This window comes from Rhodospirillaceae bacterium (assembly GCA_016712715.1).
Taxonomy (GTDB): domain Bacteria; phylum Pseudomonadota; class Alphaproteobacteria; order Dongiales; family Dongiaceae; genus Dongia.
Genome location: JADJQM010000001.1, coordinates 1,124,815 through 1,137,735, shown reverse-complemented (window position 1 = coordinate 1,137,735; position 12,921 = coordinate 1,124,815). Strand labels below are relative to the sequence as shown.

At 63.4% G+C, this 12,921-nt stretch carries 11 protein-coding genes; 4 read left to right on the top strand and 7 right to left on the bottom strand.

Translation table 11 applies throughout. The features are described 5' to 3' along the window. Nucleotides 1–5: 5 nt before the first annotated feature. Together IPK59_05690 and IPK59_05685 are read left to right on the top strand one after the other, a co-directional pair. Nucleotides 6–848: an alpha/beta hydrolase gene (locus IPK59_05690; protein ID MBK8158281.1), complete on the top strand. Its 843-nt coding sequence runs from the start codon at nt 6–8 to the stop codon at nt 846–848. Beyond that, nucleotides 830–1,801: an alpha/beta fold hydrolase gene (locus IPK59_05685; GenBank protein ID MBK8158280.1), complete on the top strand. Its 972-nt coding sequence runs from the start codon at nt 830–832 to the stop codon at nt 1,799–1,801. The genes IPK59_05690 and IPK59_05685 overlap by 19 nt, the downstream gene beginning before the upstream one ends. Here IPK59_05685 and hemB read toward each other — a convergent pair. The 3 genes from hemB to IPK59_05670 all read right to left on the bottom strand — a co-directional run bounded on the left by hemB (nt 1,784) and on the right by IPK59_05670 (nt 4,772). Then, nucleotides 1,784–2,821: a porphobilinogen synthase gene (gene hemB, locus IPK59_05680; protein ID MBK8158279.1), complete on the bottom strand. Its 1,038-nt coding sequence runs from the start codon at nt 2,819–2,821 to the stop codon at nt 1,784–1,786. The genes IPK59_05685 and hemB overlap by 18 nt on opposite strands. Before the next feature lie 142 nt (nt 2,822–2,963). Then, complete coding sequence (locus tag IPK59_05675; GenBank protein ID MBK8158278.1) at nt 2,964–4,277, bottom strand: PLP-dependent transferase; 1,314 nt, start codon at nt 4,275–4,277, stop codon at nt 2,964–2,966. A 24-nt stretch (nt 4,278–4,301) separates the two neighbouring features. Continuing rightward, nucleotides 4,302–4,772, bottom strand: coding sequence for an OsmC family protein (locus IPK59_05670; protein MBK8158277.1), 471 nt, complete (start codon nt 4,770–4,772; stop codon nt 4,302–4,304). 361 nt (nt 4,773–5,133) lie between these two features. On the opposite strand from IPK59_05670, the gene IPK59_05665 reads away from it, so the two are divergent. Together IPK59_05665 and IPK59_05660 are read left to right on the top strand one after the other, a co-directional pair. After that, nucleotides 5,134–6,159: an enoyl-CoA hydratase/isomerase family protein gene (locus IPK59_05665; protein MBK8158276.1), complete on the top strand. Its 1,026-nt coding sequence runs from the start codon at nt 5,134–5,136 to the stop codon at nt 6,157–6,159. 160 nt (nt 6,160–6,319) lie between these two features. Beyond that, nucleotides 6,320–6,814, top strand: coding sequence for a winged helix-turn-helix transcriptional regulator (locus tag IPK59_05660; GenBank protein ID MBK8158275.1), 495 nt, complete (start codon nt 6,320–6,322; stop codon nt 6,812–6,814). Here IPK59_05660 and IPK59_05655 read toward each other — a convergent pair. The 4 genes from IPK59_05655 to IPK59_05640 are packed head-to-tail and all read right to left on the bottom strand — an operon-like array spanning nt 6,778 to nt 12,918. Next, entirely contained in the window at nt 6,778–8,118 is a 1,341-nt protein-coding gene (locus IPK59_05655; GenBank protein ID MBK8158274.1) for an aminotransferase class I/II-fold pyridoxal phosphate-dependent enzyme, read from the bottom strand. The genes IPK59_05660 and IPK59_05655 overlap by 37 nt on opposite strands. A gap of 17 nt (nt 8,119–8,135) precedes the next feature. Further along, the gene (pseI, locus tag IPK59_05650) at nt 8,136–9,191 is read right to left on the bottom strand and encodes a pseudaminic acid synthase (protein ID MBK8158273.1); all 1,056 of its coding nucleotides are present in this window, start codon (nt 9,189–9,191) and stop codon (nt 8,136–8,138) included. Further along, nucleotides 9,191–12,229: a UDP-2,4-diacetamido-2,4,6-trideoxy-beta-L-altropyranose hydrolase gene (gene pseG, locus IPK59_05645; protein MBK8158272.1), complete on the bottom strand. Its 3,039-nt coding sequence runs from the start codon at nt 12,227–12,229 to the stop codon at nt 9,191–9,193. The genes pseI and pseG overlap by 1 nt, the downstream gene beginning before the upstream one ends. Continuing rightward, entirely contained in the window at nt 12,226–12,918 is a 693-nt protein-coding gene (locus IPK59_05640; protein MBK8158271.1) for an HAD family phosphatase, read from the bottom strand. Before IPK59_05640 ends, pseG begins: the two co-directional genes overlap by 4 nt. Between the last annotated feature and the right edge of the window lie 3 nt (nt 12,919–12,921).

Here is a 12,921-nt window from a genome sequence, read left to right as displayed (position 1 = left end):
CCATGATGCGGCAGAAGCAATTCCTGGCGCTCAGTCCAGCAGGCTTCCACAATGTCGCCTATGTGGAATGGGGTGATCCTGCGGCGTCGCGGGTGATCCTCTGCTGCCATGGCCTGACGCGCAACGGCCGCGACTTCGATGCCCTGGCCACCGAATTGTCGAAGGAGGCACGGGTCATTTGCCCGGATATCGTGGGTCGCGGCAAAAGCGATTGGCTGCGCGATCCGGTCCATTACGGCTATCCGCAATATTGCGCGGATATGAGCGCGCTCATCGCCAGGCTCGATGTCACGGAGCTTGACTGGGTCGGCACCTCGATGGGCGGCCTCATCGGCATGACGCTGGCGGCCCAGGCAGGCACCCCCATCCGCAAACTCGTCATCAACGATGTCGGCCCCTTCGTGCCCAAGGCGGCGCTGCTCCGCATCGCGGACTATGTCGGCCTCGACAACCGCTTCTCATCGCTCTCCGCCGTCGAGACGCATCTCCGGAAAGTGCTGGCCCCCTTCGGCCCGCTGACTGACGCGCAATGGCAGCATATGGTGGCCTTCGGCCATCGCCTGCGGCCGGACGGCACCTATGGCCTCGCCTATGATCCGGCGATCGCCGTCAACGTAAAGATGGCGGTGCAGGATTGGGATTTATGGGCGCTCTGGGACAAGGTCGTGGCGCCGACCCTCGTGTTGCGCGGTGCGGATTCCGATCTCTTGACGGCGGAGACCGCGGTGGAAATGACCGAGCGTGGTCCCAAGGCGAAACTCGTGACCTGGGGCGGCATGGGCCACGCCCCGGCCCTGATGGCTCCTGAGCAGATCGATCAGATCAAAGAATGGCTGACGGGCAGATAAGGACTCTCCAGAAACTCGAATTGCCGCCCTTCCGGCCGCTGCGGCTGTGGCGGGGTGGCGATCTGCAGACCCTGCGCAACTGGATCCGACCGCCCAAGGACAATCTCGATCTCTGGCCCGGCGAAGGGCATATCTTCACCTGCAACGACGGCAGTGGCGATCGGCTGATCGCCAAACTGCACCGGCCGGCGGATCCAGGGAAACGCCCCCTCATTCTCCTCGTCCATGGCCTGTCGGGCAGCGAGGACAGCTATTATGTGCGGGTCAGTGCCTGCCATCTGCTGGCGGCCGGCTACCCGGTCATGCGCCTCAATCTGCGCGGTGCCGGTCCTGGCCGTGACTTCGCCAAGGGGACCTATCACGCCGGCCGCAGCGAAGACATCGCAAGCGCGCTCGCCGGTCTTGAACCGACCTTGAAACGTCACGGCGTGGTGGCGGTCGGCTATTCGCTGGGCGGCAATGTGCTGCTGAAATATCTGAGCGAAGCCGGCAGCAATGCGGATCTCCTTGGGGCGGTGAGCATTTCGGCACCGATCGACCTCAAGGCTACCTCCATCTCCATCACGTCGAAGCGCAACCGCCTCTATCATGCGCATCTCATCGACGGCATGCGCGTTGAGCGCGGCATCATCGCCAAGGATATCCGCACCATCACGGAATATGACAATCGCATCGTGGCGCCGGAGAACGGCTTTCGCGATGCCGATGAATATTACGCCGAATCTTCTGCCGCACAGCGCTTGGGGGGCGTGCGGGTGCCGACCATGGTGATCCATGCCTCGGACGATCCGTGGATTCCGGTTGCCTGCTATGGCCAGGTGAAGTGGGACGACAATCCCTATCTGCAGTTGAAGCTGCCGGTCTCGGGCGGCCATGTCGGCTTCCATGGGCAGGGCCTCGACCGGCCCTGGTACGACATGGCGCTGCTGCGGTTTTTAGCGTTGCTTGGCTAGCCGTTCCGCCACTTCAATGGCCGAGTAGGTGAGAATCCCATCGGCGCCGGCGCGCTTGAAGCAGAGCAGGCTCTCCATCACAACGCGGTCATTGTCGAGCCAGCCATTGCCTGCCGCGGCCTTGATCATCGCGTATTCGCCCGACACCTGATAGGCGAAGGTCGGCATCTTGAAAGCCTCCTTCACGCGCCAGATGATGTCGAGATAGGGCAGGCCTGGCTTCACCATCAGCATGTCGGCGCCTTCGGCTACATCGAGAGCGCATTCCCGCAGCGCCTCGTCGCCATTGGCGACGTCCATCTGATAGGTGCGCTTGTCGCCCTTGAGGGCCGATTTCGAGCCCACCGCGTCGCGGAACGGACCATAAAAGCCGCTCGCATATTTGGCGGCATAGGACATCAGTTTCACCCGCTGGAAGCCGGCGGCATCGAGCGCATCGCGCAGGCGGCCGATGCGGCCGTCCATCATGTCGGAGGGCGCCACGATATCGACGCCGGCCTCTGCCTGGGCCAGGGTCTGACGGATCAGGATTTCGATCGTCTCGTCATTCAGGATCTCGCCACCCTTCATGAGCCCGTCATGGCCATGGTCGGTATAGGGGTCGAGCGCCACGTCGCAGATGATGCCGATCTCCGGCACCGCTTTCTTCAGCGCCGCCACCGCGCGGTTGCACAGATTGTTGGCGCGGTAGGCCTCCTCGGCGCCGGCTGATTTCTTCTCGCGCGGCACCACAGGGAACAGCGCCATAGCCGGAATGCCGAGCTTCGCCGCTTTCTCCGCAGCTTTCACCAGCGCCGGAAGGGTGAGCCGGTCGACACCTGGCATCGAGGGCACGGCTTCCTTTGCCGGCCCACCTTCCTTGACGAAGACCGGCCAGATGAGGTCGTTGACCGTGAGGGCATTCTCCGCCACCAGCCGGCGCGACCAATCCTCCTGCCTCGTCCGGCGCATCCGGACGCGCGGGAACTGGCCAAAGGGCTGGCGCTTGGCATGGCGGTTGTCGTGGCTGTGCTCGGTCATGGCGGCTGCTCTGATCATGGGGCGATATCGTCCGATACAACGGCGCCGAGCCCAGCGCAATGGACGACACGCCGCGGTCCGGAAACGACAAGGGGGCCGGTCCCGTGGAACCGACCCCCTTGCCCGTTGATGCGGTTGGCGCTTACTCCGCCGCTTTCGCTGTGCCGGTCGCCACATCCAGGGCCTGGGTGATGTCAGCGAGGATGTCGTCGATATGCTCGATGCCGATGGAGAGACGGACATAGGAATCCGAGACGCCGCTCGTTAACTGCTCCTCGGGCGAGAGCTGCGAATGCGTGGTCGAGGCCGGGTGGATGGCGAGGCTCCGCGCATCGCCGATATTGGCCACGTGATAGAGCAGCTTCAGGGAATCGATGAAGCGGCGGCCGGCTTCCAGCCCGCCTTTGATCTCGAAGCCGAGCAATCCGCCATAGCCGCCCTTGAGATAGGTGTCGGCACGGCGCTTGTCTTCGCCGGTGGCGAGGCTCGGATGAATGACCTTGGTCACCGCCGGGTGGCCATTGAGATAGCTCGCCACCGCCTGCGCGTTCTTGACATGCTCGCGCATGCGCAAGGGCAGGGTCTCAAGTCCCTGGATGAACAGGAAGGCGTTGAACGGGCTCATCGCCGCACCGAGATCTCGCAGCAAGGTGACGCGCGCCTTGATGATATAGGCGATGGGGCCCAGCGGCTTCACGGCCTGGGTCCAGATGGCACCGTGATAGGAGGGGTCTGGCTGGTTGAGTCCGGGGAAGCGCGCGGCATTGGCTTCCCAATCGAAATTGCCGCCATCGATGATGGCACCGCCGATCGACGTGCCATGGCCGCCGATATATTTCGTGGTCGAATAGACGACGATAGCCGCGCCATGGTCGAACGGCCGGCACAGGATGGGCGCGGCCGTATTGTCCATGATCAGCGGCACGCCGAGCTTGCGGCCGATATCGGCCACTTCCTTGATCGGGAAGACGCGGAGCTTCGGGTTGGGCAGGGTCTCGGCGTAATAGGCGCGGGTCTTGGCGTCGGTGGCCTTGGCGAAGGCTTCCGGGTCCTTCGGGTCAACGAAGCGCACCTCGATGCCCTGTTGCTTCAGCGTATTGGCGAAGAGGTTCCAGGTGCCGCCGTAAAGATCGGTCGAGGAGACGATGTTGTCGCCGGCCTTGGCGATGTTCTGGATCGCCATGGCCGAGGCCGCCTGGCCGGAGGCAACGGCGAGGGCCGCGACACCGCCTTCGATGGCTGCGAGACGCTCTTCGAGCACCGCCGTGGTCGGGTTCATGATGCGGGTATAGATGTTGCCGAACCGCTTCAGGCCAAAGAGGTCGGCGGCATGGGCGGAATCGTCGAACTGGTAGGAGGTTGTCTGATAGATCGGCACGGCCACCGAGTTGGTGGGGCTGTCGCGGCGATGGCCGGCGTGGAGCACGATCGTTTCAGGATGCTTGCTGGCAGTCATTGTACGTCTCCAGAGTGTGATATGTCAGGCGGCAAGTGAATTATTGTCTCGCAGGTTTATGGAAATCTCAAGCCGGGTAGGCGTCGCGTTTCGGAACAGGTCCAGCACCGGGTCACGCCGTTCGACCGTGATCCTCAGCCGTTCCAGGGCATAAATATCGGCGGAACTAGAAATCCTTGCTTCAGCGCGCAAAGAACTCAGGCCCGGGCGGACGCTGTCCGACGCGGCGGCAAGCCCATTGAGATCCAAGCCCGCTTCAATGCGGATTTCAACCTCGCTGAGTTGTATGTCGAGGGCCGCGGCAAAGCGGCGATAGCTGGCGGCAAGGCTGCCGGCGAGCGCCTCCAGGATCCGCTGCACATGGTCGAGCTCCGGTCGCCGCGCTTGTGGCGCCTCGACGCCAGCGCGGGCTTTCAGCGTGACCTGGGCACAATGCGGGCTGCGGCGGATCTCGTCCTGCAATCGGGAAATAGTGGTGTCGGTTTCGGTCGTCATCGAAGATAGCCCTCCTCAAAGGCAGTCACATCCGCCCGGGGCCAAGGCTCTGCAGCGCTTTAGCTCTTGGTAACGCGGTGCAAGCTGCCCCTCAAATCCCGCGGGTCCGTTGTGGTGGACCAGGCCAGAATGACAAAACCCGCCGCGTCTGGGACGGGCGGGCAGCCAAAACACGGAGTTTCATGTCGAAACCGCGCTTTAGCTGCATTTGTAAAGCGCCCGCAAGCTGAGCTTCAAATCGGCGCGGGCGCAGAATGATCTGGGGCAGGGAGGCTTGTCAAGTTCGCTTGACGCGCCGACTTGACGTTGGCGGCCACATGGCCGAAGAGTCCGGCCCCTTTCCCCAGCAATCGGCCGGATCATGAGCACCTTCAAAGACGTCCTGTTTTCCATCGAGAACGGCCATGGCCGGATCGTGCTCAACCGGCCCCAGGCGATGAATGCGCTGACCCTCGACATGATCGACGCGATCACGGCGCAGCTCGCGGCCTGGGAAATGCGCACCGACATCAAGGCCGTCATCATCACCGGTGCGGGCGACAAGGCGTTCTGCGCCGGCGGCGATGTTAAGGCCGTGCATGCGGCCAAGCAGCGCGGTGATCTCGGCCTGCTCGAGGATTTCTACCGCCGCGAATACACGCTCAATCACCGCCTCGCTACCTATGCAAAGCCAATCATTGCTGTGATGGATGGCATCGTCATGGGTGGTGGTGCGGGCATTGCCTTCAACTGTTCGCATCCGGTGGTGACGCACAAGACGATCTTCGCCATGCCGGAATGCCGCATCGGCCTGTTCCCCGACGTAGGGGCAGGGCACTTCCTCAACCGCTGCCAGCCGGCCCTCGCCCTGGCGCTGGGCCTCCTGGGCCTGAGCCTGCGCGGCCCAGGCGTGATCCGGGCTGGCCTTGCCAAGTACTTCGTCGGCAGCGGGCGCGTTGCCGAGATCTCGCTGGATAACCTTGATGCGCTCCATCTCCCGGTCGATGCCGCCGGCCTCGACCAATTGCTCCCCAACATCGAGCGGGTGTTCGGCCTGAAGACCCTCGATGAAATCATGACGGTGCTGGGTGCCAGGCGGGATGCCTGGGCGGTCGAGACGGTGAAGGCGCTCCGCGCCTTCTCGCCGACCAGCCTCAGGGTTACTTTTGCCCACCTGACCCGATCGCGCGGGCAGACATTGGCCGAGGTGCTCAAGACCGACTTCCGGCTGGTCCAGCATTTCATGGCGGCCCCCGATTTCTTCGAAGGGGTGCGGGCCCAGTTGATTGACAAGGATGGCAGCCCCAAATGGCACCCGGCAGACCTCGCCGCCGTCACCCCGGCCATGGTCGAGGCCTGTTTTGGACCCGTCCCTGGCGTCAAGGATTGGGCGCCGCAGGTCCATTAAAGGGTGCCCGGGAGCCCTAAGGGCCCGGAAGGCCGGGAAATTTTGGAGATTCCCCTTCACTGGGCTGGCGCGGGATTAACCATTGCTTTACGATGGGTAGCTAGCTTGAGTCCGAATCGCGACCGTTTTTGGCGTGATTCTGCGCTATTGGGGATTAGCGGTGAAAAAAGCCTATCTGGAAACTATTGCGCTGGTTGAGCGCCTGCATCGCGAATGCCTTGAAGTGATCAAGGCCGATCTTGATCGGCAAGGCATCCGGGACCTCAACAACGTTCAGGCGATGATCCTGTTCAACATCGGCAGCGACGTGCTGTCGGTCGGCGAACTGACGAACCGGGGCTACTATCTCGGCTCGAACGTCTCCTATAACGTGAAGAAGATGGTCGAGAACGGCTATCTGATCCAGGAGCGCTCGCCGCATGACCGGCGCGCCGTCCATGTGAAGCTCTCGGAGAAGGCATTGGCCGTCGTCCAGAAGATGCATGACATGTACGACAAGCATCTCCAGGCCCTCAATACCGAGACCTTCAAGGACGGCGAGCTTGACGGGGTCAACCTGACCCTGCGCCGCTTGGAGCGTTTCTGGGCCGCCTCGATGGATTACGCCCCCGCTAACGGTTACGCTTTCCGAATGAAGTGGATGTCCTGGAACTGACGGCGGAAAGCCGTCACATCTCCTTGGACGCGCTCCGGCGCTTCACCCTTGACCAGCACCCGTGCGCAGAGTGCCGCCACTTCGGCCATATCGGCCGGAGTGAAGCCCCACCGGGTGATCTCCTGCGTACCGATGCGGATGCCATTGGCATCACCCTTCACCTCTGGCAGGGGCAGGCCGATGCTGGTGAAAAGGATGTTCGCGGGCTCGATCCGCGCGCTGGCCGCATTGCCCCCGCCATAGGGGATCGCATTCAGCGCCACATGCTGTGATGTCGTGAACTGGTCGCGGCCCGCTGGCTTGAACACCGTGATCCCCTCGGCAGACATGGCCGCTGCCAGGGCCCGTGCGTTGGCAATGCAGGCCTTGGCGTAGGCCGGCCCGAACGCCAGAAGGTCCAGCACCGCGATGATCATCGCCGCCGTCCGGCCGAGATCGAAATTGGCGGTGAGGCCGGGGAAGGCGATCCGGTCGAGCCGTTCCGCCAGTTCCGGCGCGTTGGTGAGGATCATACCCGAGGGTGGCCCGCCGAAGGATTTGTAGGTCGAGCCGGTCATGAGATCGGCACCCTCGGCCAGCGGTTGCTGGAACTCCCCGCCGGCGATGAGCCCGCCCATATGGGCGGCGTCATAGAGCACATAGGCGCCGACCTCATCCGCCACCGCGCGCACGGCTGCGAGGTTGTAGGGGAAGAGGCACATGCTGCCGGCGACGATGATCAGCTTCGGCCGGATGCGCTTGGCCGCATCGCGCAGCCCATCCGCATCGACATCCATGCGGGTGACGTCAAACGGCACGTCGTGAACCTCGAGGCCATAAAGGCCGGCCGCACCAATGGCATGATGGGTCGGGTGACCGGCCGCTGCATCAGGGAAGGCCATGATCGAATCGCCCGGCCGGCACGTCGCCATATAGGCATAGAGGTTCGCAAGCGAACCACTACCCACCCGGTGCTCGACGAAACGCGCCTTGAACAGGCGCTTCAGCAGCGTCGAGAGCATGACCTCCAGCTGTTCGGCATGCTGCATGCCCTTGTTGTACTTGGCGCCGGGATGGCCAAGGTTCGGCCGGCTGCCGATGGTGGAGGCGAGAAGGGCCGAGCCGCGTGGATTGGGAATGTTGGTGCCGGCGTATAGATTGATGCAGTCGTGATCGACCAGTTGCTCATGCGCTGCAACCAGCCGGTGCGCTTCGGCATCCAGCGCGTCGAATGCCATGGCGTCATAACGAGCAGTATGCCGCTCGATGAAGGAAGCGGCGTCGGCCGGAATCCAGGGCGAGGTCGAACTGCTGGAATCCGGCATGGGCATCTCGCGCGTTGCTAGTTGGTGGCAGCCAGCATGGTCCAATCGACCGCGGTGCCGCGTTTGAGATCACGCGCCGCGCGGCGGCCGATCACATCGGGCAGATGCTTCGGCGCCAGGCCCTTGCCGGGCCGGATCGAACGCACATGCTCCGCGCCAATGACATCACCTGCATTCACGTCCTTGACGACATAGAGTGAGCGGCGCAGCGGTCTGATACCGGCTTCCGATGCGCTCGGGCCGTAATGGACCGAGCCCACAGCTTCCCAGGCGACGTTGATCGCCTCGATCATCTGCTTCAGTTCCGCCGGCTCCAGGCTGAAGGCGGAATCGACGCCGCCATCGGCGCGGGCAAGGGTGAAGTGCTTCTCGACCAGGGCGGAACCCAGCGCGGTTGCTGCCACCGGCACCGCCGTGCCCATCGTGTGATCCGAAAGGCCGACCACGCAATTGAACATGTCGGCAAGATGCGGAATGGTCTTCAGATAGCTTTCGGCCGGCGGTGTCGGGTAGCCGCTGGTGCATTTCAGCAGGATGAGCTCCTTGCAGCCGGCACCGCGGGCCGCCGCCACCGCATCGGCGATCTCGCCCAGTTCCGAGGCGCCGGTCGACATGATCATCGGCTTGCCGGTCCGGGCTACATACTGGATGAGCGGAATGTCGCAAAGTTCCAGCGAGGCGATCTTGTAGGCGGGTGCGCCCAACTGCTCCAGCATATCGACCGCGGTATGATCGAAGGGCGAACTGAACACCGCGATCCCCAATTCGCGGCCAAGCGCAAACAGCGGCTCGTGCCATTCCCACGGCATCGCCGCCTCCTTGTAGAGGTCGAACAAGCGCGCGCCATCCCACAGCCCGCCCTTCACGCGGAAGTCCGGGCCGTCATGGTCGATGGTGATGGTATCTGCCCGGTAGCTCTGCAACTTCAGGGCATCGGCGCCGGCTTGTCTGGCCTCGCGCAGGATATCCTTGGCGCGCTCCAGGCTGCCATTGTGGTTGGCCGAGAGCTCGGCGATGACGTAAGGCGGGCGGTCGCGGCCGATCTCCCGCCCGGCAATGGTAACGCGCTGCATTAGGCCTCCTTGCGCTGGGGCGGGTAGGAGTGGAAATACCCATCCGCCGCCAGGCTGTATTCTGCTCGAATGAAGAGTGACAGTGAAGCTAGGTTATCGGGCAGGATTTTGGCATAAAAATGTGCCCCCGGCGCAAGTTGCCGCACCGCCTTCAACAGCGCAGCGCCAATTCCCATGCGGTGGTGCGACCGCGCTGTGGCGATCGAAATCAGATATTCAGGACGGCCATTGTCCTCGCCGATCCAATCCAGGCGTACATAGCCCGCCGGCTGCGCATCCACCTCGGCGATCAGAAACCAGTCCGCCACGGCCGACAGCCGCTCGAACAGCCAATTGTGATGTTCCTCGGCGGAGGGAATGGCGGGATTGAGCGCATAACGCCGTGTTTCCGGGGCACGCTGCCAATCCATCAGCATCGCTTCGTCGCTGGCCTCGACGATCCGCAGGTGAAGCTTGCGGCCGTCCCGGATCGACCTGGGCGGCAGCAGCGCCACGACCACGCGTTGCGTGCCGCGCCCGTCACACAGGCCCGTTGCCGCCACGGCCATGGCCCGGCAACGGGCGCCGTCCTGGCGAAGCGCGCGAAGTTGCGCTGCCAATCTGCTGGCGATCAGGTCCCTGGGCTCCGATGTCAGAAACCCAGCCAGGGTGCCGGCGCCGGCGCGTTCAACGATGGCCGCATTGTCGCGCTGATTCTCGACGATGCCGATCAGCACGGTTGGAATGCCCAGACAGCCACGCTCCCAGGTGGAGGTGCCCGGCGCGCCGATGATGAGATCGGCGGTGACCATCATCGCCGCCATATCGGCGACATCAGTCCACAGCCGGAAGCGATCGCCCGATTTCGCAATCTGTGCCGTGACGGCCTCGATATGGGGCGCGCGACTACCCAGCACGACATCGACCTTGAGGTCGCCTTCCTGGGCAAGGACGTCCAAGGCAAGCCCGGTGCCGTTGAGCGGATCGACACCGCCGAAGGCAACCAGCACCCGCTCGATCGGCTTGCCGTCACCCTGGGCTTTCAAGGCGTGCAGCCGTGCCGCCCGTCGGGCGTGAAACTGCTGACGCAAAAGTGCTGCATCGGGGCCGATCAGCAAGCGGCCGGGTCGCGCGTTCAAGGCCGCGTAGCGCTCCGGCGGGATGCCGGGCGTGGGATTGATGATGATGTCGGCGTTGATCTGTCGATTGGCAAGATCATCGAAGTAAACGACCCGATCGGCATATCGTCGCGCTTCTGTCGCAAATTCCGCCGTAACCTCGTAATCGTCGATGACCAGCACATCAAACTGTCCGACCGTCGCGCCGATCTTGGCGGCATGCGCCCTGCTGTCGGTTCCTTCGAGGCGGATCAGCGCATGGGCCGGTATGTTGCTGCCGAGGAAATCGATCGTTGTCTGAGTGGCTGCCCAATAGCATCGCCACCCCAGGGCCTCGACGCGGGTGAGCAGAGCATGGCAGCGCATGGCGTGACCCAGCCCGATCATCTCGCTGGCCGTCGACCGGAACACGATGATGCTGGCGGCGGGGTCCGCAGCCATTGCCGATCGCACGCGATGGCGCACATTGGTGACCGACAATTCCGGAATCCGCTCGATCCGCGATAGTGCCTCCTGCCAGGAAGGGATCAGCTCGCTGGGCAGATCGGCAAAAAGCCGGGCGAAGAAGGCGAGATCTTCGGGATAGTCCAGGGTCCAGCGTTGCTGATTGGCCGGCCAACCGGGGCCAACCACATTCACGCGGTGAATTTCTGGACTGCGTCGCAGCCAGGGTGTCACGTGCTCGCGATCATAGGATTCGGTTACGTCATGGGCAGCGCGCTCCAAGGCGGCTCTGGTGAAGGCCTCACAATCCAGCCCATGCGGGAACAGGCGCGGCATGTTGTTGGCAACATAATCGGCGCCGCTATCCGCCCTGGTGGCAATGACCGCGCTGCACAGCGCCGGATCGATCAACGGGCAATCACTGGTCACGCGCAGGATCACATCCGCGTCCACAGCCTGCGCGGCCCCCAGATAGCGTCCCAGCACATCGTGTTCATCGCCGCGGAAGACGATTGCGCCGAGCCGTTCTGCCAACTCAGCCACTTCATCGTCGGCCGGCTGGGTCGTGGTGGCGACCACGACCATGTCGGCATTCTTGACCTGGCGCAGGCGACCGATCACATGGGCCAGTACCGTCCGATCGCCAAGCTGCTGCAGAATTTTTCCAGGCAGGCGCGACGAGCCCTTGCGGGCTTGAACAATGATGGCTGTCCGATGCGGGCTGGGCGTCGGCTGACCGACCGACAGCGGCGTTATGGGTGGGTTCAGCAGGGTCCGCTCATTGACCACCATCTGCAGCAAGGCAAGCGTCAGGGGCGTCATGGTGCCTTGGTTGGCCACCAGGAAAGCCTGGATACTGTCGAGCGGCAGTACTTCAAGGCGCTCGTATTCGGCGCTGGCATTCTGCGCAAAGGCCTGCTGGATCTGCGCCCAGGAAAGGTCGCTCCGGAGGGTGAAGCAGACGTCAAAGACCTGGCTGTCGATATCGCTCACGATCGCCAGGGGTTGCACATCGGTGACGGCGCTGGGGTCGATGCCGACTTCCTCGCGCAGCTCCTGCATCAACTGCTCCTGCAGGTTGATGCTGTTATTGGTGTCCAAGGTGGAAACATCGACAGAACCGGACGGTGCGAGTTCACCCATGCCTGGAAACTGATAGACCGATTTGCTGCGATGGCCGATGACGATGCCATCCCGGCAGAACAGCAGGCCGGTGACCGCCAACGGGCGCACCTGCGACCATTTGAAGACTGAAGCATCACGCGATTGCGCGAGCAGCCAACGGTATTCCGCGCGCCGCCCGACAATGCGGTTGCCATCGATGGAGGCGACGGAGACGATCTCGCCGTCGAACAGGGCTGGCCCGCGCCGTCGGATCTCCTCATCCCAGATATTTCTGGCCAGAGTGTCGACGGAACTGGGAATCGTCAGCTCACCAGCCGACAGGTTGCAGCTCGGTATGCCATGGATTCGGGTGAGTGAAACTGGGTGCTTCAAAGATCCCTCGTCGGCTCGAACCGGTGCTGCAGATAGGCTAGTGCCGCGCTCAGGGAGGCGACATCCGCGCTTGTCATGACGGCGCTGCGCTGGGCCCGATCCGCCGACAGTCGAATGACTTCCAGGCCGGCTCCCTGGGCGGATGCGACACCGGCGGGGGAATCCTCGACCACGAGGCAATCGGCATGATTGACGCCGAGCCTGGCGACAAGGAGCTGATAGATGGCCGGGTCCGGTTTAGCGCGTTCACAAAGATCTGCGCCGACGATGCAATCGACATCGGCCGCAAGACCGTTTCGCGTCAGCCAATCCAAGATGAGGGTCGTTCGGCTGGCCGAACCGATGCCGATGCGCCAGCCTTGTCGGCGGGCCCAGGCAACGAGCTGATGTGCGCCCGGGGCTGGTGCGGCGCCCAGCACAGCGGACTCAACGCTGGCCCAGTAATCGCGCCAAGTGCCGGCAGCATCGCGGTCAGGCGCATGTTGTGCGCAAAGTTGCTTGACCAGGTCGAACAGATTGGCCCCGTTCACCTCAGCAAAGCTGGGTGCCTTGCCGGTCGCATCGATGCTGTTGAGGAAGTCGGCATAGACGGCACGCAAGCCGGGCAAGGTATCGGCCAGCGTTCCGTCGAAATCCAACAGCAGCGCGCGACGCCGGGATGTGACTGCCCTGGATGCCGGTTCGGACATCGT